This is a genomic window from Rhizobium sp. NFR03, assembly GCF_900111275.1.
GTDB lineage: Bacteria > Pseudomonadota > Alphaproteobacteria > Rhizobiales > Rhizobiaceae > Ferranicluibacter.
This window is the reverse complement of sequence record NZ_FOGR01000001.1, coordinates 637,597-661,802: the sequence shown is the minus strand read 5'-3', so window position 1 is coordinate 661,802 and position 24,206 is coordinate 637,597. Positions and strand designations below refer to the sequence as shown.

Sequence of the window (24,206 nt, the reverse complement as noted above, 5' to 3'; positions counted from 1 at the left end):
ACTACTCGGCGGCCTGCTGCGTGAGTGCCGGATAGTCGGTGTAGCCTTTGGCGCCGCCGCCATACAGGGTGTCCGGGTCGAGGGCGTTCAGCGGGGCATCCTGCTTCAGGCGTTCGACGAGGTCCGGGTTGGAGATGAACGGCTTACCGAAGGCGACGAGATCGACGCGACCGCTTTCGACCGATTCAATCGCCAGCTTGCGGTCGTAGCCATTGTTCGCCATCCAAGCGGCTTTGCCGCCGGCTGCTTGATAGCTTGCACGGAGATCAGCGAAGTCGAAGGCCGTATCGCCTTGGCTGAAGTCGCGATCGCCACCGGTCGCCCCTTCGATGACGTGGATGAAAGCCAGATCGTGCTTGGCGAGACCCTTGACGACGTGGTCGAACAGCTGCTGCGGTGCGGGATCGAACGCGTCGTTGGCCGGCGTGACCGGAGACAGACGAATGCCGGTGCGGCCGGCGCCGATCTCTGCAACGATGGCATCGGTGACGTCGAACAGGAAGCGCGCGCGGTTTTCGATGGAGCCGCCAAAGGCGTCCGTTCGCGCGTTTGTACCGGAGCGCAGAAACTGGTCGATCAGGTAGCCGTTGGCCGCGTGGATCTCGACGCCGTCGAAGCCCGCATCGATCGCTGCGCGTGCGGCCTTGCGGTAGTCCTCGACGATGCCCGGAAGTTCGGAGGTTTCAAGCGCGCGAGGCTCGGACGTCTCCACGAATTCACCGGTACCATCGGCATGACGGATATAGGTCTTGGCCTTGGCAGTGATCGCGGAAGCGGAGACCGGTTGACCTTCGCCCGGCTGCAGCGACGTGTGCGAGATACGGCCGACATGCCACAACTGGACGACGATCTTGCCGCCGGCTGCGTGAACGGCGCTCGTGACCTTCTTCCAGCCTTCCACTGCTTCCGGCGTGTAGAGGCCGGGAACGTCGGCATAGCCCTGTCCCTGGTGGGTGATGGCCGTGGCTTCGGTGATGATGAGGCCTGCCGTGGCGCGCTGTTCGTAATAGGTTACGTTCAGCGAGTTCGGCACGGCGCCCGGCGAGCGATTGCGCGTCAGCGGCGCCATGACGATGCGGTTGGCAAGCGTGATGTCGCCGGCGGTCGTGGGTTCGAAGAGAGACGTCATGGAATGTCCTTTCCAGTCGGGTCGGGGAGGGAGGCTTCAGAGGGTTGTGCCGATTTCGGCAAGGAACGCCTGAATGGTGTCCTCGTTGCGTTTGTAGAAGATCCACTGGCCGACACGCCGCGTCGTTACCAGGTCTGCGCGCTGAAGGATGGCGAGATGCGCCGATACGGTGGACTGCGAGAGGCCGACCGTCTCGAACTGGCTGGCGCAAACGCCCATCTCGACGGGATGCGCCTGGGACGAAAAATGCGCGTGAGGGTCCTTCAGCTTGGTCAGAATTTCGACCCGCTTGGGATGCGCCAGCGCCTTGAGGATTTCGTTCAGGTCCATATCAGCCCATAGCACGATGGCGATTTCTAAATTGTCTTCTTCCGATATATGGATCGTCAAAATACGATTTACAAGGCCTGACCGCGTGGATCTGGAAGGCGGGCAAAAAAAAGGACCTGCGGTCATACCGAGGTCCTTGAGATGTGAAGGTCATAAAACCTCCAGAGGGGAACAGCTGGTGCGGTGATACTGGGAGGGAATAGATCACCAAGTGCATCAGCTGATCTTGATATGGGAAGCGCTGGCAGCGAATTCAACATCCCGCAACGTGATTTCGGTGAGAATTTGCCCAGCGTACGGTAGCGCTCGCCAACGATCAGGGCGCAGCATGGCATCGATGCGAAATCTGGGACGCAAAATCCGGACAAAAAAAGAGGGCCGCAAGTAAACTTGGGCCCTTTTAAATTATGAAGGTTATTCAACCTCCAGAGGGGAACAGCTGCTGCGGTGGCACTGGGAGGAAAATCGCCACCAAAGATGCATCAGCTGTGATCGGTATGATCGTTTCTTAGGCGGGTAGCAATCATTTTATGCGCACATCAGCCATGCAGAAAATGCACCTCTGCTCAAGTTTCGGGCAAAGTAAACGCATAGCTCATTCCGGCAGCGTGGCGCCACCAAGGAAGCATAGCATTAACAGGATGTTGAGAATGGGATTTCCGATGACTGAAATTTCGGCACTGCTAAAGCGCGATGCTAGAAATTCCAGTTTCGCGCCTTGGAGACGATGAAGTCCCGGAAGACCTTCAGCTTTGCCGCATTTTTCAGCTCGTCGGGATAGCAGAAATAGGTGTCGAACGAGGGAATATCGGCGCCGATGGGCAGCTGAATAAGGCCAGGATCGCGCCCAACGATGTAATCCGGCATCATGGCGATACCGATGCCGAGAAGGCAGGCGCGCTTGATGGACGTCTGGCTGTTGATCTGCAGGTGCGAATTGCGCGGATTGTCACCATCGCGACCGGCGATCGCCAGCCAGTTCACGTCGAGAAGGTAATTCGGTGCCGGTTCGCCGAAGGTGATGATGCGGTGGTTATCGAGGTCCTCGATCGACTGCGGCTCGCCATGCTTGTTGATGTAGGACGGCGCGGCGTACAGATGCATGTGCACCGTGAACAGCTTGCGCTGGATCAGGTCCGACTGCTGCGGCTGGCGAAGGCGGATGGCGCAGTCGGCATGGCGCATGTTCACGTCGAGCTCCTCGTTGTCGAGGATGAGCTGGACGGACATATCCGGGTAAAGCGCCAGAAACTCCTGCACCTTGTCTGTCAGCCAGCCCTGGCCGAGTCCGACGGTGGTGGTGATGCGCAGCTTGCCGGAGGGCTTGTCGGTCGTTTCCGTCAGGAGAACCTTCACGCTCTCCAGTTTCATCAGCACTTCATGCGCCGTGCGATACAGGATCTCGCCCTGCTCGGTAAGGATCAGTCCGCGGGCGTGGCGATGGAAAAGTTTTATGCCGACATCCTGCTCCAACGAGGAGACCTGACGGCTGATGGCTGACTGGGACAAATGCAGCTTGTCGGCGGCATGGGTAAAGGAACCTGCTTCCGCCGCCGCATGGAAAATGCGCAGTTTATCCCAGTCAAGCGGCATTCCGTCCCCCCACTCAACGCCTGCAAGGGAAAGCAGTGCTGCTTCCCCTCATCCGGCGCTTCTTTCGTTCCCACATGGCACCATCCGTGATGCCTCGTTCTCTCGCAGCGTCTACTCGGCTGCAATTGCGACGGGCATATGACCCGCCAGAAATTTCTCGGCTTCCAGCGCGGCCATGCAGCCCATTCCTGCTGCCGTGATCGCCTGCCGGTACACATCGTCGGTCACATCGCCGGCGGCATACACGCCCTCGACATCGGTTGCCGTCGAATCGGGTGCCGTCCAGAGGTAGCCGTTCGGCTTCAGACGCAGCTTCCCCTTGAAAAGTTCGGTCGCCGGCGCGTGGCCGATGGCGACGAAGACGCCGTCGATGGGCATGTCCGATATCTCGCCCGTGCGCGTGTTGCGCAATGTAACCCCGGTCACCGAGGCCGGCATGGGCGGCTTCGGGGGTGTGCCGGTATAGGCGGCGATCTCGTGATCCCAGACGATCTTCACGTTCGGCTTGGCGAAAAGACGCTCCTGCAGGATGCGTTCCGCCCGGAAATGGTCGCGACGGTGCACGACGGTCACGGTCTTTGCGAGGTTCGACAGGTACAGCGCTTCCTCGACGGCGGAGTTGCCGCCGCCGACGACGATGACGTCCTTGTTGCGGTAGAAGAACCCATCGCAGGTCGCGCAGGCGGATACGCCGAAGCCCTTGAACGTCTCTTCCGTCTCGATCCCGAGCCACTTGGCCTTGGCGCCTGTGGCGATGACGATCGTATCGGCCGTCCAGGCGGTTCCGCTATCGGTGGTCAGGCGGAACGGGCGTACGGACACATCGACCGACGTCACAAGATCGTTGACGATCTCGGTACCGACATGCACCGCCTGCTTCAGCATCTGCTCCATCAACCACGGGCCCTGGATCGGATCGCCGAAGCCCGGATAGTTTTCCACATCCGTGGTGATCATCAACTGACCGCCCTGGTCCATGCCTGCGATGAGAACGGGGTTCAGCATGGCGCGCGCGGCATAGATGGCGGCGGTGTAGCCGGCCGGGCCGGAGCCGATGATGAGAAGCTTGGTGTGGCGGGACGTCATGGCGTATCCTTGGGCGCGGTCTCAAGCCCGGTTTGCGGAGCATGCGCATGAAACGGGCGATTTTGATAACGGCAGAAGTGCTCAGTGTAGGGATGAGGGTCAAGCGTTTTCAAGTGCGCGGCACAGGATTATCACATCTGATTGTCAACGATACCGGCTTTTCGATCCTCTGCCCCGGATCCGGCACCCTCGCACGGCGGGCCACGCGTGGATGCCGAGAGGACGGAGGCATCCGATATACAGTCGATCTCCGCTAGATAATTAAACATTAGTAATTTAGATCATTTTCTTTTAGCGTGCGGCATCGGCCGGGGTTGTCGATCCTGCGTTCCGGTCCCCGTGCTGCACGCCGTCAATGGTCGAGACATGATGCACAGCAGAATAGAACGTACGCAAAAAACTACGCCTCTCGCACTTTCCGTGTTCATCATCTGCAAGAACGAAGAGGCCTATCTCGAGAACTGCATCCGGAGCCTTGCCGGATGCGCCGAGATCGTCATCGTCGATTCCGGTTCGACCGATGGCACCTTGCCGCTTATTCACCGTTACATCGCCGAGGGCTGGCCGATCCGCCTGTTCGAGGAGGCATGGCGTGGCTATGCCGGGCAGAAGCAGTTCGCGCTCGACCAGTGCACGCAGCCCTGGTGCCTGAACGTGGATTCCGACGAGCGGCTGGATGGGCCGCTCCGCAAAGCTCTGCCAAGGCTTCTGAATGCGGAGGCCGACGTGGTCGCCTGGAGGGTCGCGCGGCGACCGTACCTCATCGGCTTTGGTTTTACGCCGCCGCATGTGCGCGAGCGCAAGAACCTGCGGCTCGTGCGGCGCGGCAGGGGCGCATACGACCTCAGTCAGGCTGTGCATGAGGGGATTTCGGCGGATGGCACCGTGCGCAATGCTCCGACCGGCAGCCTGCTGCACTACCGGCCGCTGATCATGGACGAGCAAATTCTCAAGGAAAATCACTACTCCACGCTGAAGGCCGACCAGGCCTACAACACCGGACGACGCCCGAGGGCGCTTAGTCTGGTTTTCTCGCCGTCGATCTATTTTCTCCGGCTTTACCTGAAGAGCGGCCTGTGGCGCTGCGGCACGTCCGGCTTCATCGAGGCCATGACCGGGGCCGTCTACTCCTTCCTGACACAGGCAAAGCTCCACCAGCGGCACGCTCTTCGCTACCGCGCGAATCTCGACGACTCGCAGAAAAGGTAATCCCAGCATCATGAAAGTTTTCCACTTCCACTTCGGAAAAGATGGTGGAGCCGAGATGTTTTTCGTGCATCTCGTCGGTGCTCTTGGACGTCGCGGCGTCGAGCAGACAGCGGTCATTCGGCGGGATCGTAAATGGCGCGCGGACATAGCGCCTTATGCCCGGATCATCGAAAGCAATTTCCGCAATATGACGATCGACAGGCTGACGCTACCCCTGCGGGTTCGAAGCTTGGCCGAACGGGAACGGCCGGATGCGATCATGTCGTGGGCAACGCGGGGCAGCCGGTTGATGCCGCCCTACCGGCATGGCCTGACCCTGTCCCGGCTCGGCGATTATCCGACACATCTCGGCTATTTCAAAAATACGGACGTGCTCGTCTGCAACACGCCGGGGATCGCCGACCACGTCCGCCGGATCGGCTGGACGCGCGGCGTCGAGGTGATTTCGAACTTCACCAGAACCGAGCCGGTCCAGCCCGCTCTGCGCAGCGCGGCCGATACGCCGGAGGGCGTTCCCGTGGTGATGACGATGGGGCGTTTCGTCAAGCGAAAGGGTTTCCACACCCTGATCGATGCGGTCGCGAAACTTCGCGACGTCTTCCTGTGGATTGCGGGCGACGGCGAGGAGCGTTCCGCGCTGGAGGCGCTGGCTCTCGAGCGCGGCATGCAAGGGCGTACCCGCTTTCTCGGCTGGCAGAAGGACACGCGTGCTTATGTTGCCGCAGCCGACGTCTTCGTGATGCCGTCGTCTCACGAGCCCTTGGGCAATGTCATCCTTGAAGCCTGGGCGCAGAAGCGGCCTGTGGTGTCCTCCCGCTCCGAAGGTCCGTCCTGGTTCATGCGGGACGGCGAGAACGGGTTGTTTGCCGATATCGACAATGTGGATCAGTTTGCCGGTGCGATCGCGCGGATCCTCGCCGATCCAGTCCTCGCCCGAGATCTCGGCGAAGGCGGCTTTGCGACTTTGATGCAGCAGTTCTCGGAAGAGGCAACGGCGGCGGCCTACATCGATTTGTTCAGCCGTCGCAAGTGACGCGAGACGGACTGCATGCCCTCGCCCTGTCGAACGCAGCGGCGCGACGCCACGTATGCGGCTCATAAATCTTCTTGCCCCCGGCAGAACGATGATGCAGAACCCGAAGGCTCTGCCGTGCGTCGATGCCCGGGCCGAACAGGCCATCGTGTGTCGCGCCCGACAGGTCCGTATCCCTGCAGCGTTCCAAGCGCGCCAGACATGGCGTCGCGCTGTCGAGGCGAAGAAGAGGTGGTCACTTCCGTGCTGCGCGCCGATCTCGATCAGATCGACATTAGAATCCTCCGCGAACTTCAGGCCGATGGACGGATGACGAATGTGGAGCTTGCCGCCCGGGTCGGCATCTCCGCACCGCCCTGTCTGCGCCGTGTCCGGCGGCTGGAGGAAACGGGGATCATCGAGGGCTATCGCACGGTGCTGAACGGGCCGATGCTCGGTCTCGATCTCGTGGCCTTCTGCATGGTCGGTCTGAAGCATCAATCGGATGCCAATCTGAAGGCCTTTTCGGCTGCGACGACGGCCTGGCCGCTCGTACGACAGGCATGGCTCGTCAATGGAGACAGCGACTTCCTTCTTCACTGCGTCGCGGAAAATCTCACGACATTCCAGAACTTCGTCATCGAGGACCTCACAGCGAACGAGCAGGTGGACACGGTTCGGACCATGCTGACGATCCGCCAGGTGAAGAAGGTCGGGCTGGTGGATATCTGAATGGCGTCCGATCGACCGCTTAGCCGCAGGATCTGGAAACTGGCCGCCACACTCGCCTACGGCCGTCGTCGCGCCCACGCCTATGACTGGGCGCCGTCGCTTCGCATAGTGCCCGCAGCTTATGGTCCGGAAAGAACAATTGTTTTTCGAAATCGCGTGGCCGGAACGCTGTTGCCGCCCTCTGCGCTGTCGGACCTTGCAGGTAGCGATATCACCATCGTCGGCTCCGGGCCTTCCGTTCGCGACTCCGATCTCGGCGCACTTGCCACACGCAGCACGCTTCTCCTCAACGGGGCTATCGCTCTCGTTCCTGAGCGGATCGCCCGGCCGCTTGGCTTCGTCGTCGAGGACGAGCGCTTCGTCTATCGCCATTTCCAGACATTCATGGCGGGTCTCGACCGGAGCATTCTCTGTCTGTTTTCCGTTGCGGTCATTCGCGCTGTTCTGGAGCAGGACCCGGAGTGGCTGGCCGAGAGGCCTGTCATCCTGATCGACAACCTGCTGAAGCCCTATGGTGAAAACCGGCGCGATCTTGCCGCGGTGTCGCGTATGCCGGCGGTCACGGTGGATGCGCCCAGCCGCTCCGGCGTGTCGCTCGACCCGTCACTCGGTGTTTTTCAGGGCGGCAGCGTCGCCGTATCGGCGCTCCAGTTCGCGCTGTTCTGCCGGCCTCGAATCGTCGGCTTCATTGGCATCGACATCTCCAACGCAGCTCTGCCGCGCTTCTATGAGAAGCCCGGTGAACGGGTCTTTTCCGGCGTATCGGAAGCCGAAGGGCGGATCCTCGGTCATATCAAACTGGCAAAGACGGTCGGTGAGGCGCGAGGATCAGCCTTCGTCAATTACGCGCCATCATCAGCGTTGCAGAAAATCGGCATTCCCTACAGCAACAGGCTTTCCGTTTCGCACTGAGGCACGTCTTCAAGCCGACGGCGTGTTTCGGCCCAGCAATCCATCATAGACCCGGGACAGCGCTTCCGCCTCCCGTTCGATGCCGAACTCGGCGCGGACATGGGCGAGGCCGGCCTGTCCGTGGGCGGTGGCGCGGGCAGGGGCCTGGAGGTAGAGGCGAAGCGCCGTGGTGAGAGCTTCGCCATCGCCTGCCGGCACGACCGCACCCGTTTCGCCGGGACGAATCATCTCGGCATAGGCGCCGGCGTCCGACGCGACGACAGCGGCGCCCGAGGCCATGGCTTCGAGCGGCGTCAGGCCAAAGCCCTCGTTGCGGGAGGGGGCGACCAGCAGCGAGACGCGGCGGTACCACGGTTTGATGTCATCCACTTCTCCTAGAAACCGGATCCGGTCCGACAGCCCCGCGTCAGCAATAGACGTTTTCAGGCTGGCGGCGAAGGCCTCGTGCTCCGGTGTGACGCGCCCGCAGATGACGGCTGTCCATTCGGGATGATGCGGTAAAAGGGCAATCATCGCCTCGATGAAGAGATCTGTACCCTTCTGTGGTCGCACACGCCCGAAGCAGCCAACAAGCCTGCGCCCGGCGAGATCGTCGGGAGCGGGTTCGCGGCCACCAGTGGCCGGCGGATGAAAGCGCTCGAGATCGACGCCATGGCGGATGACGGTGTGGGGAACCTCAAGAAAGCTCCCGGAGCGCGCCGATGTGGCCACCACGGCATCCATGCGACGGATCAGCCCCTTGGTCCACCCTGAATGCCTGCGTTGGGCTGCGGATGTGAACAGCAATTTCAGCGGCATGCGCAGCACGTCGCGCAGAAGAATCCCCGGAAGCATTTCGAGGTTTCGGCGGGCGTGCCAGATGCGGGCTGTGCGATCTTCCGGCGGACGGCGCAGATGCAGGAGATCACGAAAGCGGATGGCGGGCAGGTCTGCCGGCAGGCCGGGACCCAGCGTTGCGATGCGCTCACCCATACGGGTCTGCACCGGCACGAGCTGCACGATGGTCGAGGTGACGCCGGATAGTCGCTTCTTGAAATTCGGAGCGATGATATCGACGTTGCGGATGTCCAGGTGCCTGCTCATGATAGGTTTGAGGATAAAGGAAGTGAAGCGGTCCGTCACCCGCAGGCGCACGTCATCCACCACGCATTCATGCCGGTTATGATTGCACGCAGTACATATTTCTAAGCATGGGCGGATCGCTAGAGACAATTTGCGACGAGTAGAATCAGAACAGCTCCCGACGCGGGGTCGGGAGCTGTTCCAGCATTCGCTGAGGATCAGCCCCAGTTGATCGCAAGGATCTCGTAAGCCTTAGAGCCGCCCGGGGCGACGACCTCGATCGAATCGCCAACTTCCTTGCCGATCAGCGCGCGGGCGATGGGCGAGGAAATCGAGATACGGCCCTGCTTCACGTCGGCTTCCTGATCGCCAACGATCTGGTAGGTCTTGTTCTCTTCGGTGTCTTCGTCGATCAGCTTGACGGTGGCGCCGAACTTGATCTTTGAGCCGGACATTTTCGAAAGGTCGATCACTTCGGCGCGTGCTGTGAAGTCCTCCAGCTCGCCGATGCGGCCTTCGTTATGGCTCTGGGCTTCCTTCGCGGCGTGATATTCGGCATTTTCCGAAAGGTCGCCATGGGCGCGCGCTTCGGCAATCGCCTCGATGATCCGCGGCCGCTCTTCCTGCTGGCGCCAGCGCAGCTCTTCCTGCAGCTTGGTAAAACCGCTCTGCGTCATCGGTACTTTTTCGACCATTTCAACGTCCTTCATGGTGCGCCCCGGGCCTGCGCAGGCAGGCCCGAAGCAAAATAAAACGGCATCCGGAGCGTCAACTCCGGAACCGTTCAAAACATCAAGGCAATAACTATAGCAGAAACGCCCGGTGGGAAGCCAGATGTTTCGAAGAATGTCGATGGGGATGGGCTTGTCCGGCGTTCACAGGAACCAAGCTGGGCACGAGACAGTTCCGACCGACAACATGGAGCATGTCGATGAACCCGGAATTCCCGCAGCAATCCAGTGATCAGATCGATGGACGCCTGAACGCCTACAGGCGCCTCCTGATCGGCCTCATGACGCATGTCGCCCGCGATGCCGACGGACGTGAACTGCTCGAAACGATGGCACGCGATACCGAGATCGTCGCGGACCACGAGGAGGATCCGGGCGTGCTGCCCGACGAGGGCTTTGCGGGCCAACGCCTCGCCGACGAAGAGATCCGCTCCATCATCATGACGGCTTTGACACGGGCGGAGGCCCTTGCTGCCGCTCGCTGAGCTGCATCCAGAACTGAAAAAGGAGACCATCATGACCCAGAACGATATTCGGCAGCTCCGGCTCTACCGGCTGGTTCCCTCGGCACAACCCGGCGACCCGGGCTGGAGCAATGCACCGAGCCAAGGGGAGATCGTCGTGCGGGCGGAGTCGCCGGCCGACGCTCGCATTGTCGCCGCCGAGGCCGAACTCGACTTCACCGAGATCGACGCCAAGCCGGCCGAAGGCACGGATACGCGGATGGCGAGCGTCTTCCGCAACGAGAAGCTCTATACGGTCATCGAGGAGCCCATCAGTCCCGCCTTGAGAAACGAAGGTGAGCGCGGGGTGGTGCAGGGGACGGTTTCGGTCGGCACGATCCGGCCGACGCAGGTTTGAGCCGATTTCTATCCGCGACGTGCGGCGCATTCGGTTTCGCGCATTGAGCCGCGTCGTCAGGCAACATCGAGAAGCGACGAGGAGAGATGCGACCGCGCGTTGAGAACTTCCATCCCGACGATGTGGCCTTGGTCGTCGTAGTCGAGAACGATTCCCTCAGAGACCTCTGCACTTTCCGTGACGGTTTCGCTTGAAAGCCGGATGTAGGCCGCGTCGGACAACCTGTCATATTCAACGATGGGCTTCATGCCGGTTTCCTTGCATCGCGATCGAGGAACGCAGACACTACACGACATTCAACGTCGTCTTCAACGCATGCGACGCGGAGAATCCGCCCGTCTCGCATGGGGATCGCTCGAAAACACCGTCGGACGGCCGGATCGCGGGGATCCGGTTCCGTCCATTCCGGCGTCCGCATCGTTTCTTCAATCCAGCCTTTGGACGACTCTCGCTGCAGGATAACCGTTTCCGCATGCATCGTGTAGCGGACCGGCTTTTCCATTGTCAGAAATAGCTCTGGAGCGGCCTGACCTCCAGATTGCCGGCTTTCAGCGCCTTGATCGCGGCAGCCGCTGCTTCGGCACCGGCCATCGTGGTGAAGTAGGGGACCTTCTGCATCAACGTGGCGCGGCGGAGGGACTTGGAATCCGAGATCGCCTTGTTGCTGTCGGTCGTGTTGATGACGAGCTGGACCTGACGGTTGCGGATGGCGTCCTCGATATGCGGGCGACCTTCCTGAACCTTGTTGATCTTGGTCGTCGCAATGCCATTGGCTTCGAGGAAGCGGGCGGTGCCGCCGGTCGCCAGCACCTTGAAGCCGATATCGGTCAGGATGCGGATCGCCGGGAGGACGCCGTCCTTGTCCCCGTCGCGAACAGAGACGAAGACCGTGCCTTCGCGCGGCAGATCGACGCCGGCGCCGAGCTGGGCCTTGGCGAAAGCGAGCGCGAAATCGGTATCGAGGCCGATGACTTCGCCCGTCGAGCGCATTTCCGGCCCGAGCAGGATGTCGACGCCGGGGAAGCGGGCGAAGGGGAAGACGGCTTCCTTGACGGCGATATGCTTCAGCGCGCGCGGGTCGGGCTTGCCGCCATAGGCTGCGAAGCACTGTTCGAGCGTCTCGCCGGCCATGACACGGGCGGCGATCTTGGCGATTGGCGCACCGATGGTCTTGGCGACGAATGGCACCGTGCGCGAGGCACGCGGGTTGACTTCGAGCACGTAGACCACGCCGTTCTTGATGGCGAACTGCACGTTCATCAGGCCGCCGACGTTCAGCGCTTTCGCCATGGCTTTCGCCTGCCGTTCAAGCTCGTCCAGCATGTCGTTGGACAGCGTGCGCGGGGGCAGGGAGCAGGCGCTGTCACCCGAATGGATGCCGGCCTCCTCGATGTGCTCCATGATGCCGGCGACGTAGACGTCCTTGCCGTCCGAGATGCAGTCCACATCAACTTCGATGGCGTTTGCCAGGTAGCTGTCGAAAAGAAGCGGGTTCTTGCCGAGCAGCGTGTTGATCTGGCCGGTTTTGTCGTTGGGATAGCGCTGCTTGATGTCCTCCGGCACGAGTTCGGGAACCGTATCGAGCAGGTAGGTCTGCAGCATGCTTTCCGAGTGAATGATCTGCATGGCGCGGCCGCCGAGAACATAGGACGGACGCACGACCAGCGGGAAGCCGATTTCGGAAGCGACGAGGCGTGCCTGCTCGACGGAGTAGGCGATGCCGTTGTTCGGCTGGTTGAGGTCGAGCTTCATCAGAAGCTTCTGGAAGCGGTCGCGGTCTTCGGCAAGATCGATCATGTCGGGTGCCGTGCCGAGGATCGGAATGCCATTCTTTTCAAGGGCTTCGGCGAGCTTCAGCGGGGTCTGGCCACCGAACTGCACGATGACGCCGACGAGTTCGCCACGCGTCTGCTCCATCTTCAGGATCTCGATCACGTCTTCCGCCGTCAAAGGCTCGAAATAGAGCCGGTCGGATGTGTCGTAATCGGTGGAAACCGTCTCCGGATTGCAGTTGATCATGATCGCCTCGAAGCCGGCATCCTTCAGCGCGAAGGCGGCGTGGCAGCAGCAGTAATCGAACTCGATGCCCTGTCCGATACGGTTCGGGCCCCCGCCGAGGATGACGACCTTTTTGCGGTCGGAGATGCCGGCTTCGCTGCGGGCCTTGCCGACGAAGGGGGACTCGTAGGTCGAGTACATGTAGGCGGTGGGCGAAGCGAACTCGGCCGCGCAGGTGTCGATGCGCTTGTAGACCGGGCGAACGTCAAGGGCGTTACGCTTTTCAGCGACTTCCTTCGGGCGCTTGCCCGAGAGGGTGGCGAGACGAGCGTCCGAAAAGCCCATGGCCTTCAACATGCGCAGGTTCTCGGCATCGTCCGGCAGGCCGTGCTCACGAATGCGCGCTTCCATGTCCACGATGGCCTTGAGCTGGGCAATGAACCACGGGTCGATCTTCGAGCCGTCATGCACGTCGGCTTCCGACATGCCGAGGCGCAGCGCCTGTGCGACCATGCGCAGGCGGTCTGGCGTCGGCGTGCCGATGGCGGCGCGGATGGCGTTGCGGCCGTCGCTGCCATCGTCGAGGCCGGGGATCTCGATCTCGTCAAGGCCGGTGAGCCCCGTTTCCATGCCGCGCAGGGCTTTCTGAAGCGATTCGGCGAAGGTGCGGCCGATGGCCATGACCTCGCCGACGGACTTCATCGCCGTCGTCAGCACGGGGGAAGCGCCCGGGAACTTCTCGAAGGCGAAGCGCGGGATCTTCGTCACCACGTAGTCGATGGACGGTTCGAACGAGGCCGGCGTCGCACCGCCGGTGATGTCGTTCTCAAGCTCGTCCAGCGTGTAGCCGACGGCGAGCTTGGCGGCGATCTTGGCGATCGGGAAGCCGGTCGCCTTGGAAGCCAGCGCCGACGAACGGGAAACGCGCGGGTTCATTTCGATGACGACGAGGCGACCGTCCTTCGGGTTGACGGCGAACTGCACGTTCGAGCCGCCGGTCTCCACGCCGATCTCGCGCAGAACCGCAATCGAGGCGTTCCGCATGATCTGGTATTCCTTGTCCGTCAGGGTCAAGGCAGGGGCAACCGTGATGCTGTCTCCCGTATGGACGCCCATCGGGTCGATGTTCTCGATCGAGCAGATGATGATGCAATTGTCCGCGGTGTCGCGAACCACTTCCATCTCGTATTCCTTCCAGCCGAGCACCGATTCCTCGATCAGCACTTCGGTGGTGGGGGAGGCATCGAGGCCTGACGAGACGATCTCGAAGAATTCCGAGCGGTTATAGGCGATGCCGCCGCCGGTGCCGCCGAGCGTGAAGGACGGGCGGATGATGGTGGGCAGGCCGATATGGTCGATCGCCTGGGCGGCAATGGCCATGGCATGGCTCATGTAGCGCTGCTTGCGGTCGGTCTCGCCGAGGTTCCACTGGTTTTCCAGCGCGTCGAGCGCAGTGTCGAGATCGGCACCCGACAAGCTTTCCTTGAGCTTGTTGCGTTCGGCCTCATGCATCTTGCGGTCGGCATCCTTGATGTCGGTGGCGTTCGCCAGCATCGACTTCGGCGTTTCCAGTCCGATGCGGGCCATGGCCTCGCGGAACAGCGCGCGGTCTTCGGCCATGTCGATGGCTGCTGGCTTCGCGCCGATCATCTCGACATTGTAGCGGTCGAGCACGCCCATTCTTTTCAGGGAAAGCGCGGTGTTGAGCGCCGTCTGGCCGCCCATGGTGGGCAGAAGCGCATCCGGGCGCTCCTTGGCAATGATCTTAGCCACCACTTCCGGCGTGATCGGCTCGACATAGGTCGCATCGGCAAGGCCGGGATCGGTCATGATCGTCGCCGGATTGGAGTTGACCAGAATGACCCGGAACCCTTCTTCCTTCAGCGCCTTGCAGGCCTGCGTCCCGGAATAATCGAACTCGCATGCCTGGCCAATGACGATCGGTCCAGCACCGATGATGAGGATGGACTTGATATCTTGGCGCTTGGGCATGGTCTCGGTTCCGCTTTTCAGGCTGCGCGAAAAACCGGCTCCGATGGCGGGTGTCCATCGACCGGTCGTGCAGTCTCACGTCTTTAAGGCTAGAAGGGGCTTATAGGGAAACGGCGACCGGAGCGAAACCCCGAATTTCCAAAGATAACATGAAAATCTACGGCATAGCGCCATCAGACGTCGTCCTAAAGGTCGCAGTCGATTGAAGGGTCACGACGGGTCCGCCACCGGCACAATTGAGTATATAATATTCGTGATGTATTGATATCACTCATCACTACGGGCCTAGGTAAATGACGCTTCTTCACGACAAGATCTACGAGGCTGCCTTCTCGCCGGATCTCTGGAAGGACGTGCTGCACGAACTGTCCGTCCTTGTGGGGGCGGAAGGCGCGATTCTCGCGAATGTTAGCAGCGCGCAAAAGCCGTGGATCGCAAGCGACGGTGTGTGGAGCCTCTACAAGGATTTCTTCGATGAAGGTTGGGCTTACGACAATGTGAAGACGAGAACATTGATCGGTACGCCTCATCGTGGCTTCATCAGCGATGCCGACCATGTCGCCGAGAAGATAATGGGGGAGCAACCGATCTACCGGGACTTCTACTGGAAACGTGGTTTTGGCTATGCCGCTGCAACGCTGATCGAAGCACCGAACGGCGATGCGATCGCGATCTCGATCGAGAAAAAGAAGGGGCTCGGTCCTGTCGATCGCGCCGAGCTCGATCTTCTCGATACGTTTCGGCCGCATCTTGCGCGGGCAACACTTCTGGCCAGCCGCTTCGCCTTCTCGAAGATCGAGGCCGCCTTGCACGCTCTCCAGATGATCGATTTGCCAGCGGCCGTCATTGGCGAGGATAGCAGCACGCTTGCCTGCAATACTCTATTCGAGACTTTTTCTCAACAGATCAGCATCGGGAGCCGTGATCGTATCCGGTTTCTGAACCGCAAAGCCGCGGCCTTCTTCGATGGTGTCATGACCCGGCACGACAGTGGAAGACGGACGGCTGACGTCACCAGTCACTCCTTTCCGATCCCGTCTGACGGAGAAAGGCCGCCGGCGATCGTTCATCTTGTACCGGTCGTCGGATCCGGCCGCGACATCTTTCTGGAAGCCGCTTACATCATGATCGTAACGCCGCTACGCCAGAGAGGCGGTCCGTCCGAGATGCTTCTTAAAGGTCTATTCGATCTTACGCCCGCCGAAGCACGGATCGCCGCCTGTCTTGTCTGTGGCTTGACGGTGCAGGCCATTGCCGCCCAGCACAGACTCAGCGTGGAGACGGTGCGCTCCCACGTCAAATCGCTCTTATTGAAATCCGGAACCAGTCGGCAGGCGGACTTTCTGGCGATAGTGTCCGGCTTTCGGGCGCTCTAAGCGATCGCCCGATGCGTTTTGCGGAAGAGTCTCAACGCCGTCGTTCTAATCCTGCTTCGCTTCGGCTGGCGGACGAAGGTTCCGACCTGAACTGTCAGGATTTCGGAGCGGGGATGCATTCCTTATGACGTGGAACGCCCTTGGTGCTACCGGTCACCTGTTTGAGTTGACCTTTCGGGCAGCTACCATCATCGACCAGAACCTTCTGTCCTGTTTGCAATGTGCCTGAGCGCGGTTCTGTTTTCAGCACGGTCTGGCAGCTGGCTAGCAACAGACCAGCCAAAATGGCAACACAATATCTTCTCATAACTCTCTCTCTCTCTTTTGGATCGTTGGCGGCCTTCACAACCAGATCGATGAGAGGCCTCTTCTATTCAACGTGCACCCCCCGTTTTGGTGAGACATGCGAAAAAAACCGGTACGGCCAATTCCAGGAGAATGATGTAGGTTTTCCGGCAGAGCGCTCTATATCGGTTCCATCCGTGATGCCGAACCAAGGGAGTGAACCGCCATGGAATGGAAGGGCCGTCGCCAGTCGAGCAATGTCGAGGATCAAAGCGGTTCCGGGCCTGTACGGGGCGGTTTCGGCCGAGGTGGGCCGATCCGCATTCCCATGGGCGGCGGTCGCGGGGGCGGCTTGAGCATCGGAACCATCATCTTTCTCGTGGTGATCTACTTCATCTTCAAGGCGATGGGCATAGACCTGCTGCAGGTTCTCGATGGGGGCCAGACGGGGCAATCCGGCTACGAGCAGAGCCAGGGCAGCACGCAGGGCACGGCCGAGCAGGAGGAAACCAAGGCCTTCATCCGCACGGTTCTTGCCGAGACGGAAGATACGTGGAACGGCATCTTCCAGTCGAACGGCCAGACCTATCGCGAGCCGACGCTGGTGTTCTTTACAGGCGGCGTTCAGTCGGCCTGCGGTCAGGCCTCGTCCGCCTCGGGGCCGTTCTACTGCCCGGGCGATCAGAAGGTCTATCTCGATACCTCCTTCTTCGATGAGCTTTCGCAGCGTTTCGAGGCGTCCGGCGATTTCGCGCAGGCCTATGTCGTTGCGCATGAGGTGGGGCATCACGTGCAGAACCTGCTCGGCACACTGCCGCGGGTCAACGAGCAGCGCCAGGGAATGGACGAGGCTTCGTCCAACGAGCTTTCCGTGCGGACCGAGCTTCAGGCCGACTGCTACGCCGGCATCTGGGGCAAGTATACGCAGCAAAAGGGTCTGCTGGAGCAGGGCGACCTCGAGGAAGCGCTCAACGCTGCAACCCAGATCGGCGACGATACGTTACAGAAGCGGACGCAGGGTTACGTCGTGCCCGAGAGCTTCAACCACGGCACCTCTCAGCAGCGCGCAACGTGGTTCAAGCGCGGCTTTGACAGCGGACAGCTTCAGGCCTGCGACACGTTCAACAATCCTGTCTGATCCGAGGCGGCACGCGGGCGGTTTCATCCGTTCGCGTGCCGTCTGTCTCTTCCATGTCATGCGCGGTCGCTAATCCAAGTGCATTCCAACGCACCAGGAGCGCCTCTCATGGCAGACTGTCCCAGCACATCATCGCCCGCCATCCGCGACGTCATCGCGGCACGGGCTTCGCGCCGCAGCTTCCTCAAGGGCTTCACGGCCGTGGGGACCATTGCGGCCACGGGTTCAGGCTTTGTCGGATCGCTGTTCGCCGAGGAGAGCTTCGCGGCTTCGTCCGCGTCGACGTTGCAGTTCACCGAATTGAAGCGTGTCTACGACAAGGACATGGCGGTCGCCCCCGGCTACAAGGCCGAAGTGGTCGCGCGCTGGGGCGACCCGATGACCGGTTCCACCGCCGCTTTCGACGGAACCGTTCCGTCCGCCGTCGAGCAACAGGTTCGCTTCGGCTATAATTGCGACTACATCGCCTTCATGCCGCTGCCGAAGGGCTCCGCCAGCGCCGATCACGGCCTGCTCTGCGTCAACAACGAATACATCTCGCCGAACGTGATCTTTCCCGGCATGACCGAAGACGATGCCGGTGCGAAAATGACGCGGGAGCAGGTCGATTTCGGCATGGCCGCGATGGGCCACTCCATCGTCGAGGTGAAGATGGAGAACGGTGCCTGGGCCATGGTCCAGGACAGCACGTACAATCGCCGCCTGACGGTTGAGACGCCGATGGCGCTGTCCGGCCCTGTCGCGGGACACGATCTCGTCAAGACCAGGGACGACCCGGAGGGCCGCCTTGCGCGTGGCACCAACTATAATTGCGGCGGCGGCGTTACCCCCTGGGGCACGGTGCTGACCTGCGAGGAGGGCGCCTCCGACACGTTCGGCGGCAAGCCAGATGGTTCGGCGATCGCGCCGGTACTGGAGCGTTACGGCTTCGACGGTTCGGATGTCTACGGCCGTGCTCGCTTTCACGATCGCTTCGATATGACGCGGGAGCCCAACGAGCCCAACCGTTTCGACTGGGTGGTCGAGATCGACCCTTACGATCCGTCCTCCACGCCGATCAAGCGCACGGCGCTCGGCCGCATGAGCCATGAGGCTTCCACCGTCGTTCACAACAAGGATGGCCGGATCGTCGTCTACATGGGTGACGACGATTACTTCGAATACACCTATCGTTTCGTCACCAAGGCGGCTTTCGATCCGGCGAAACCGGAAACGTCCAAGGACATTCTCGACGAAGGGATCTTGTCCGTGGCGCGTTTCGATGCCGATGGTACGCTGCACTGGCTGCCGCTGGTGCATGGGCAGGGGCCTCTGACGGCCGAGAACGGCTTTGCGTCCCAGGCGGAGGTGCTGCTCAAGACGCGGCTCGCCGCAGACGCGGTCGGGGCGACGCCGATGGACCGGCCGGAAGATATGGAGACCAACCCGGTTACGGGTCGTGTCTACGCCGTCATGACCAAGAACAAGAAGCGCGAGCAGGACAAGCTAAACCCTGCCAATACCCGACCGGAAAACCTGTGGGGTCATATCGTCGAGCTGATCCCGCCAGGCGGGCGCGGTAAAGACGCCGACCATGCGGCCGACATCTATGAATGGGACCTGTTCGTTCTCGCCGGCAATCCCGCCGATGCGGCGACGAAAGCGAGCTTCCACCCGGAAACCTCCGAAAACGGCTGGTTCGTCTGTCCCGATAACATCACCTTCGATCCGGCCGGACGGCTGTGGGTCGCAACCGATGGCGCGAACGATTTCGGATTGCCGGACGGGATCTACGGTATCGACACCGAAGGCCCGGCCCGCGGCCTGCCGAAGCTGCTCTTCACCTGCCCGGCCGGTGCCGAGGCGACCGGGCCATGCTTCACGCCGGATGGCAAAACCCTCTTTGTCTCCGTCCAACATCCGGCCGAGGATGCAGAGACACTGGACAAGGCGGAAACCCTCTGGCCTGACTTCAAGGGCACTCTGCCGCGGCCGTCCGTGGTCGCGATCCGCAAGATCGAGGACGGCGCCGTCGGCGCCTGAGACGCGTATCATCGCGGGGTGACCCGGTCTTCTCTAGAGTATTTCCAGCCGAAGCGGGATCGCTTCGGCGTCGGACAATGCTGATAAAACAAGAGGCTAGAGTATTCCGGTGAACCCGTGTTCACCGGAATACTCTAGCGCCGGGTCGCTTCCATTTTTCCTGACGACACGAGAGGTGAGGATCACGTCGACAATGGTCGTTGCCTCGCCTCACGCTTGCCTCTACAGCAGCACGAAGCGGACCGCGCCTGTCGGAGTCGGACGGTTTGCAGCAGGGCCTCGCGTCTTCAGACGCGCGGTGCGGGAGTGGGGAGGTTTGGCATGATCGATCCGGCTGCTGCGAGGCGGGGGCTTTTCCTCGTCTTCATGATTCTCTTCCTCGATATCATCGGCATCGCGATCATCATGCCGGTGTTGCCGGCCTTCCTTGCGGAACTGACGGGAGATACGGTCAGCGACACGGCCATCGACGGCGGATGGCTTTTGCTCGTCTATTCCGGCATGCAGTTTCTGTTTGCCCCGCTGATCGGCAATCTCTCCGACAGGTTCGGGCGCCGCCCCGTGCTTCTCGCCTCGGTGCTGACATTTGCCATCGACAACCTGATCTGCGCGCTCGCCACAAGCTTCGGCATGCTGTTTGTCGGCCGCATCCTCGCCGGCATCTCCGGTGCCAGCTTTTCCACCGCGTCCGCGTTTATCGCCGACGTTTCCGACGACAGCAATCGCGCCAAGAATTTCGGCCTGATCGGCATCGCCTTCGGTACAGGCTTTGCGCTGGGTCCGGTCATCGGTGGCGCCCTCGGAGAGTTTGGCCCGCGCGTGCCGTTCTACGGCGCGGCGCTGCTCTCCTTCGTCAACTTCGTTGTCGCCTTCTTCCTGCTGCCCGAGACGCTGGAGCGCAAGAATCGCCGGCGTTTCGAGTGGCGCCGAGCCAATCCGCTCGGCGCGCTTCGCCAGATGCGCAGCTATCCCGGCATCGGCTGGGTCCTGCTGGTGTTCTTCCTCTACTGGCAGGCCCATGCGGTCTATCCCGCGGTCTGGTCCTTCGTTGCCACCTATCGCTATGGATGGAGCGAGGGGCAGATCGGCCTATCGCTCGGCGTCTTCGGCATTTGCAGCGCGATTGTGATGGCGTTCATCCTGCCACGCGTCATCCCCTTGCTCGGCGAATGGCGCGCCGGGGCCGTCGGCCTCGTCTTCTGCTGCATCGGGCTTTTCGGTTATGCCTTCGCTTTCCAGGGCTGGATGGTCTACGCCGTGATCGCAGCAACCTGCCTCGAGGCGCTCGCCGACCCGCCGCTGCGCTCCATCGCCGCAGCGAAAGTGCCGCCCTCGGCGCAGGGCGAACTGCAAGGAGCGCTCTCGAGCATTTCCTCCTTCACGACGATTCTCGGTCCGCTGGTCTTTGCGCATATCTTCAGCCAGTTTACCGCGCCGGATGCGCGGTTGAGCTTTGCCGGAGCGCCCTACATCCTTTCCGCCGTGCTCATCGCCGCTGCCGTCTTCCTCTACGTCACCCGGCTGAAACCGAATGGCGCATCCGGCGGGTTTCCGAAGATCTGACGGGAACCGCCTCGAAAACGATCAATCTGTGTGATGTTTCGATGAAATTACGCGCATAGTCTGCCTTTTGCTGGAGGTCTGCAGCCATTCGCGCTATGAGCGACACGTCGCGTGAGCCCATTCCGGCCGCGACGGACCAGAGGCTTCTCGATCATGCTGACGTCAACGCACCCCGCTGCGGGGGACATCCGTGGGGACAATTCCTGGGCTGCGCACTTCCGCGGAAGCGTCATTCTCGGCGTGCCCTTCGTTGCCGCGCAGATCGCACAGCTCGCCATCAACACCACCGACGTCGTGATGGTGGGCAAGCTGGGCGCGACGGAACTTGCCTCCATCATTCTCGCGACGCAGATGTTTTTCACCGTTTTCGTGTTCGGATCCGGTTTTTCAAACGCCGTCGTACCGATGGTGGCGCAGGCCGTCGGACGCGGCGATGTCGTGTCGACGCGGCGTTCCGTGCGCATGGGCATGTGGGCGGTGCTGATCTACGGTGTCCTCACCGCGCCTGTCCTTTGGGCAGCCGAACCGATCCTGCTCTTTGCCGGCCAGCAGCCGGAGGTGGCGGCGAAGGCCGCAGGCTATCTGCATGTCGCGCAGTGGGCGGTGTTTCCGAGCCTTGTCTTCATGGTGTTGCGCGCCTTCCTCAGCGGTCTGGAGCGGGCAGGGATCATTCTCTACATTACCCTGATCACGCTCGTTCTCAACGCCGGCCTCTGCTACCTTTTGATCTACGGTCATTTCGGCTTTCCGGCGCTTGGCATGGTTGGCGCGGCCTGGGCGGCACTTGCGGTCGCCATCCTCGGTCTCGTGCTCGCCATCGTCTACATCCAGCGGCATGAGGAACTGCGCGGCTTCGAGCTCTTCGTGCGGTTCTGGAACCCGGACTGGCATGCGCTGAAGGAAGTCGTGCTGCTCGGACTGCCGATCGCCTTGACGATTCTTGCCGAAGTCAGCCTCTTCACCGTCGCATCGCTGCTCATGGGCACGATCGGCACGGTGGAGCTCGCAGCTCACGGTATCGCCCTGCAATTTGCCTCCATCGCGTTCATGATCCCGCTCGGTCTCGCGCAGGCGGCCACTGTGCGTGTTGGCCTTGCCTATGGCCGTGGCGACATGGAGGGCGTGCGGCGTGCGGGCATCTCGGCGCTGGCACTTGGCATGATCTGCGCCGCCCTTGGTTCGACGTTGTTTGCCGTCATTCCCTATGCCCTTGCAGCGCTCTATCTCGACACGACCCGGACGGATGCAGCCCTCGTGCTGGCCTATGCCGGTCCCCTGATCGTCATCGCCGGCGCCTTTCAGCTCGTCGATGGCCTCCAGGCTATCGCGGCCGGCATGCTGCGCGGGCTGAAAGACACGACGGTGCCGATGGTGCTGGCGCTGATCTCCTACTGGCCGATCGGCTTCTTCTCCGCCTGGCTCTTCGCGTTCCCGTTTGGCTTTGGCGGTCAAGGTGTCTGGTACGGCTTTTCCCTCGGCCTGCTCGCCGCAGCCGTGCTGCTGAACGCCCGGTTCTTCCGTATCGTTCGCAAGATCAGCTGACATTTTAAGGAAAGAGATCCGTCGGCCGTTTCCAGCTTGCGGGCAGGCGGCGATGTATCTTCTTCGCGACGACCAAGCCATCGCTTGCGGAGGCAATGCAGGGCTCGGCGCATGCGCTCACGTCGGAGCTGGCGGCAAGCCGAGCGAAGCTCATCCTGCCGTTCAAGATGCTTCAGATCGTCAGGCACGCTCCGCCAGAGCGTCCTCGCCCTTCTTCTCGCGCAGCAGATTGACGAAGCGGCGGAAGAGGTAGTGGCTGTCCTGCGGACCGGGAGAGGCTTCCGGATGGTGCTGGACGGAGAAAACGGGCTTGCCGGAGAGGCGAAGGCCGCAATTGGTGCCGTCGAACAAGGATACGTGAGTCTCCTCGACGCCTGCCGGAAGAGAGGCGGAATCGACGGCAAAGCCATGGTTCATCGAGACGATTTCGACCTTGCCGGTCGTGTGGTCCTTCACAGGGTGGTTGGCGCCGTGATGCCCTTGATGCATCTTCTCGGTCTTGCCGCCAAGCGCCAGGCCTAGCATCTGGTGGCCAAGGCAGATGCCGAAGACCGGGATGTCTGTCTCGATCAATTCCCGGATGACCGGGACCGCATATTCACCCGTTGCCGCCGGGTCTCCCGGGCCGTTCGAAAGGAAGACGCCATCCGGGTTCAGCGCAAGCACATCGTCCTTGCTCGCCGTCGCCGGCACCACGGTGACCTTGCAGTCGAGCCCGGTGAAGAGGCGCAGAATGTTGCGCTTTACGCCATAGTCGATGCAGACGACATGGTACTTTGCAGCGTCCGCATCCAGTTCGGCAGTGCCTTCGTTCCAGACCCAGGGCTTTTCGCTCCAGGTGGACGACTGACCCGATGTCGCGACCTTGGCGAGATCGAGGCCTTCAAGGCCGCTCCAGTCCTTCGCCATCGCCTTCAGCGCGTCGATGTCGAATTGTCCGTTCGCATCGTGGGCGATAACGGCATTCGGGGCGCCGTTTTCACGGATCCAGGCTGTCAGGGCCCGCGTGTCGATGCCGCACATGCCGATGATCCCGCGGGCCTTGAGCCATGCATCGAGATGGCGCACGGCGCGATAGCTGGACGGATCGGTGATATCGGCCTTGAAGATGACGCCGACTGCGCCGTGCCGGGCCGCAGGCGTGAGATCCTCGATGTCTTCGTCATTTGCGCCGACATTACCGATGTGGGGGAAGGTGAACGTGACGATCTGGCCGAGATAGGATGGGTCGGTCAGGATTTCCTGGTAGCCGGTGAGGGCAGTGTTGAAGCAGACTTCGGCCGGAACCGCGCCTGTCGCTCCGATGCCCTTGCCTTCGATCACGGTGCCGTCCGCCAGGACGAGCATGGCGGTTGCGGTTTTGGTGGTCCATGGAGCGGTCATCGGCATCATCCCGTTGCGGCGAGGCGGCGGAAAATCGGGCCACCGGGTCGCCAAGCTTCTCAGCACCCGGTGCCGCCCGGCGCATGCGGGCGCGGGTCGCAATTCGGGTCTCTCTTGGTGCAGGTCCTCGACATAAGCGCGCGGTCGCGCGGGGTCAACCGTCGCAGATGGAAATCCGCCGAATAATGCGGGCCACGTCCGAGGCTGCCCGCAAGAGATCGGCTGACCTCCTCCTTTGGGCACCCTATCT

21 protein-coding genes are annotated in these 24,206 nt (G+C 61.5%); 11 read left to right on the top strand and 10 right to left on the bottom strand.

Going from position 1 to position 24,206, the window contains the following annotated elements:
* Nucleotide 1 precedes the first annotated feature (1 nt).
* The 4 genes from BSG19_RS03090 to trxB all read right to left on the bottom strand — a co-directional run bounded on the left by BSG19_RS03090 (nucleotide 2) and on the right by trxB (nucleotide 4,138).
* Nucleotides 2–1,129, bottom strand: a complete 1,128-nt coding sequence (locus BSG19_RS03090) for an alkene reductase (protein WP_092984727.1) — start codon at nucleotides 1,127–1,129, stop codon at nucleotides 2–4.
* 36 nt (nucleotides 1,130–1,165) lie between these two features.
* Nucleotides 1,166–1,459: an ArsR/SmtB family transcription factor gene (locus BSG19_RS03085; RefSeq protein WP_092984725.1), complete on the bottom strand. Its 294-nt coding sequence runs from the start codon at nucleotides 1,457–1,459 to the stop codon at nucleotides 1,166–1,168.
* A 696-nt stretch (nucleotides 1,460–2,155) separates the two neighbouring features.
* Nucleotides 2,156–3,052, bottom strand: coding sequence for a LysR family transcriptional regulator VtlR (locus BSG19_RS03080; RefSeq protein ID WP_092984724.1), 897 nt, complete (start codon nucleotides 3,050–3,052; stop codon nucleotides 2,156–2,158).
* Between the two features lie 111 nt (nucleotides 3,053–3,163).
* On the bottom strand, nucleotides 3,164–4,138 hold the full coding sequence (gene trxB, locus BSG19_RS03075; protein WP_092984722.1) for a thioredoxin-disulfide reductase: 975 nt from the start codon (nucleotides 4,136–4,138) through the stop codon (nucleotides 3,164–3,166).
* Between the two features lie 369 nt (nucleotides 4,139–4,507).
* On the opposite strand from trxB, the gene BSG19_RS03070 reads away from it, so the two are divergent.
* From BSG19_RS03070 to BSG19_RS03055, 4 genes are all read left to right on the top strand, one after another.
* Nucleotides 4,508–5,347 carry a glycosyltransferase family 2 protein gene (locus tag BSG19_RS03070; RefSeq protein WP_092984720.1) on the top strand — a complete coding sequence of 280 codons (840 nt, stop codon included), beginning with the start codon at nucleotides 4,508–4,510 and terminating at the stop codon, nucleotides 5,345–5,347.
* 10 nt (nucleotides 5,348–5,357) lie between these two features.
* Entirely contained in the window at nucleotides 5,358–6,380 is a 1,023-nt protein-coding gene (locus tag BSG19_RS03065; protein WP_092984718.1) for a glycosyltransferase, read from the top strand.
* Nucleotides 6,381–6,623: 243 nt separating this feature from the next.
* On the top strand, nucleotides 6,624–7,091 hold the full coding sequence (locus tag BSG19_RS03060; RefSeq protein WP_092985544.1) for an Lrp/AsnC family transcriptional regulator: 468 nt from the start codon (nucleotides 6,624–6,626) through the stop codon (nucleotides 7,089–7,091).
* Nucleotides 7,092–8,003 carry a hypothetical protein gene (locus tag BSG19_RS03055; protein ID WP_092984716.1) on the top strand — a complete coding sequence of 304 codons (912 nt, stop codon included), beginning with the start codon at nucleotides 7,092–7,094 and terminating at the stop codon, nucleotides 8,001–8,003. It begins immediately after the preceding gene.
* A 9-nt stretch (nucleotides 8,004–8,012) separates the two neighbouring features.
* Here the strand turns inward: BSG19_RS03055 and BSG19_RS03050 are convergent, their stop codons facing one another.
* Both BSG19_RS03050 and greA read right to left on the bottom strand, forming a co-directional pair.
* A complete protein-coding gene (locus BSG19_RS03050) occupies nucleotides 8,013–9,086 on the bottom strand; it encodes a glycosyltransferase family 4 protein (RefSeq protein WP_092985542.1) in 1,074 nt (357 codons plus the stop codon).
* Nucleotides 9,087–9,283: 197 nt separating this feature from the next.
* Complete coding sequence (gene greA / locus BSG19_RS03045; protein WP_170865872.1) at nucleotides 9,284–9,760, bottom strand: transcription elongation factor GreA; 477 nt, start codon at nucleotides 9,758–9,760, stop codon at nucleotides 9,284–9,286.
* A gap of 236 nt (nucleotides 9,761–9,996) precedes the next feature.
* Here greA and BSG19_RS03040 point away from each other — a divergent pair, with 236 nt between their 5' ends.
* Complete coding sequence (locus tag BSG19_RS03040) at nucleotides 9,997–10,281, top strand: hypothetical protein (RefSeq protein ID WP_139274722.1); 285 nt, start codon at nucleotides 9,997–9,999, stop codon at nucleotides 10,279–10,281.
* A 31-nt stretch (nucleotides 10,282–10,312) separates the two neighbouring features.
* Complete coding sequence (locus BSG19_RS03035; protein ID WP_092985540.1) at nucleotides 10,313–10,657, top strand: hypothetical protein; 345 nt, start codon at nucleotides 10,313–10,315, stop codon at nucleotides 10,655–10,657.
* A gap of 56 nt (nucleotides 10,658–10,713) precedes the next feature.
* Here BSG19_RS03035 and BSG19_RS03030 read toward each other — a convergent pair whose 3' ends face one another.
* The 3 genes from BSG19_RS03030 to carB are packed head-to-tail and all read right to left on the bottom strand — an operon-like array spanning nucleotide 10,714 to nucleotide 14,647.
* Nucleotides 10,714–10,905: a DUF2283 domain-containing protein gene (locus BSG19_RS03030; RefSeq protein WP_092984710.1), complete on the bottom strand. Its 192-nt coding sequence runs from the start codon at nucleotides 10,903–10,905 to the stop codon at nucleotides 10,714–10,716.
* Complete coding sequence (locus tag BSG19_RS26535) at nucleotides 10,902–11,135, bottom strand: DUF4258 domain-containing protein (protein ID WP_092985538.1); 234 nt, start codon at nucleotides 11,133–11,135, stop codon at nucleotides 10,902–10,904. The genes BSG19_RS03030 and BSG19_RS26535 overlap by 4 nt, the downstream gene beginning before the upstream one ends.
* A gap of 26 nt (nucleotides 11,136–11,161) precedes the next feature.
* The gene (gene carB, locus BSG19_RS03020) at nucleotides 11,162–14,647 is read right to left on the bottom strand and encodes a carbamoyl-phosphate synthase large subunit (protein WP_092984708.1); all 3,486 of its coding nucleotides are present in this window, start codon (nucleotides 14,645–14,647) and stop codon (nucleotides 11,162–11,164) included.
* A gap of 293 nt (nucleotides 14,648–14,940) precedes the next feature.
* Here carB and BSG19_RS03015 point away from each other — a divergent pair, with 293 nt between their 5' ends.
* From BSG19_RS03015 to BSG19_RS02995, 5 genes are all read left to right on the top strand, one after another.
* A complete protein-coding gene (locus BSG19_RS03015; protein ID WP_092984706.1) occupies nucleotides 14,941–16,023 on the top strand; it encodes a helix-turn-helix transcriptional regulator in 1,083 nt (360 codons plus the stop codon).
* A 511-nt stretch (nucleotides 16,024–16,534) separates the two neighbouring features.
* Nucleotides 16,535–17,446 carry a KPN_02809 family neutral zinc metallopeptidase gene (locus tag BSG19_RS03010; RefSeq protein WP_092984704.1) on the top strand — a complete coding sequence of 304 codons (912 nt, stop codon included), beginning with the start codon at nucleotides 16,535–16,537 and terminating at the stop codon, nucleotides 17,444–17,446.
* A 108-nt stretch (nucleotides 17,447–17,554) separates the two neighbouring features.
* Entirely contained in the window at nucleotides 17,555–19,468 is a 1,914-nt protein-coding gene (locus BSG19_RS03005; protein ID WP_092984702.1) for a PhoX family protein, read from the top strand.
* A gap of 321 nt (nucleotides 19,469–19,789) precedes the next feature.
* Nucleotides 19,790–21,031 carry a TCR/Tet family MFS transporter gene (locus tag BSG19_RS03000; RefSeq protein WP_092984700.1) on the top strand — a complete coding sequence of 414 codons (1,242 nt, stop codon included), beginning with the start codon at nucleotides 19,790–19,792 and terminating at the stop codon, nucleotides 21,029–21,031.
* A 153-nt stretch (nucleotides 21,032–21,184) separates the two neighbouring features.
* Nucleotides 21,185–22,573: an MATE family efflux transporter gene (locus BSG19_RS02995; RefSeq protein WP_092984698.1), complete on the top strand. Its 1,389-nt coding sequence runs from the start codon at nucleotides 21,185–21,187 to the stop codon at nucleotides 22,571–22,573.
* Nucleotides 22,574–22,753: 180 nt separating this feature from the next.
* Here BSG19_RS02995 and carA read toward each other — a convergent pair whose 3' ends face one another.
* Nucleotides 22,754–23,965, bottom strand: a complete 1,212-nt coding sequence (carA, locus tag BSG19_RS02990; RefSeq protein ID WP_348272113.1) for a glutamine-hydrolyzing carbamoyl-phosphate synthase small subunit — start codon at nucleotides 23,963–23,965, stop codon at nucleotides 22,754–22,756.
* Nucleotides 23,966–24,206: the final 241 nt, after the last annotated feature.

Excerpts from the sequence above, each read along its gene's own strand:
- carA (WP_348272113.1), bottom strand. The coding sequence starts at position 23,965 with ATGATGCCGATGACCGCTCCATGGACCACCAAAACCGCAACCGCCATG.
- BSG19_RS03085 (WP_092984725.1), bottom strand. The coding sequence starts at position 1,459 with ATGGACCTGAACGAAATCCTCAAGGCGCTGGCGCATCCCAAGCGGGTC.
- BSG19_RS03000 (WP_092984700.1), top strand. The coding sequence starts at position 19,790 with ATGATCGATCCGGCTGCTGCGAGGCGGGGGCTTTTCCTCGTCTTCATG.
- BSG19_RS03005 (WP_092984702.1), top strand. The coding sequence starts at position 17,555 with ATGGCAGACTGTCCCAGCACATCATCGCCCGCCATCCGCGACGTCATC.
- BSG19_RS03035 (WP_092985540.1), top strand. The coding sequence starts at position 10,313 with ATGACCCAGAACGATATTCGGCAGCTCCGGCTCTACCGGCTGGTTCCC.
- BSG19_RS03040 (WP_139274722.1), top strand. The coding sequence starts at position 9,997 with ATGAACCCGGAATTCCCGCAGCAATCCAGTGATCAGATCGATGGACGC.
- trxB (WP_092984722.1), bottom strand. The coding sequence starts at position 4,138 with ATGACGTCCCGCCACACCAAGCTTCTCATCATCGGCTCCGGCCCGGCC.
- BSG19_RS03010 (WP_092984704.1), top strand. The coding sequence starts at position 16,535 with ATGGAATGGAAGGGCCGTCGCCAGTCGAGCAATGTCGAGGATCAAAGC.
- BSG19_RS03050 (WP_092985542.1), bottom strand. The coding sequence starts at position 9,086 with ATGAGCAGGCACCTGGACATCCGCAACGTCGATATCATCGCTCCGAAT.
- carB (WP_092984708.1), bottom strand. The coding sequence starts at position 14,647 with ATGCCCAAGCGCCAAGATATCAAGTCCATCCTCATCATCGGTGCTGGA.
- BSG19_RS03030 (WP_092984710.1), bottom strand. The coding sequence starts at position 10,905 with ATGAAGCCCATCGTTGAATATGACAGGTTGTCCGACGCGGCCTACATC.
- BSG19_RS02995 (WP_092984698.1), top strand. The coding sequence starts at position 21,185 with ATGCTGACGTCAACGCACCCCGCTGCGGGGGACATCCGTGGGGACAAT.
- BSG19_RS03070 (WP_092984720.1), top strand. The coding sequence starts at position 4,508 with ATGCACAGCAGAATAGAACGTACGCAAAAAACTACGCCTCTCGCACTT.
- greA (WP_170865872.1), bottom strand. The coding sequence starts at position 9,760 with ATGGTCGAAAAAGTACCGATGACGCAGAGCGGTTTTACCAAGCTGCAG.
- BSG19_RS03015 (WP_092984706.1), top strand. The coding sequence starts at position 14,941 with ATGACGCTTCTTCACGACAAGATCTACGAGGCTGCCTTCTCGCCGGAT.
- BSG19_RS03065 (WP_092984718.1), top strand. The coding sequence starts at position 5,358 with ATGAAAGTTTTCCACTTCCACTTCGGAAAAGATGGTGGAGCCGAGATG.
- BSG19_RS03080 (WP_092984724.1), bottom strand. The coding sequence starts at position 3,052 with ATGCCGCTTGACTGGGATAAACTGCGCATTTTCCATGCGGCGGCGGAA.
- BSG19_RS03090 (WP_092984727.1), bottom strand. The coding sequence starts at position 1,129 with ATGACGTCTCTCTTCGAACCCACGACCGCCGGCGACATCACGCTTGCC.
- BSG19_RS03055 (WP_092984716.1), top strand. The coding sequence starts at position 7,092 with ATGGCGTCCGATCGACCGCTTAGCCGCAGGATCTGGAAACTGGCCGCC.
- BSG19_RS26535 (WP_092985538.1), bottom strand. The coding sequence starts at position 11,135 with ATGCATGCGGAAACGGTTATCCTGCAGCGAGAGTCGTCCAAAGGCTGG.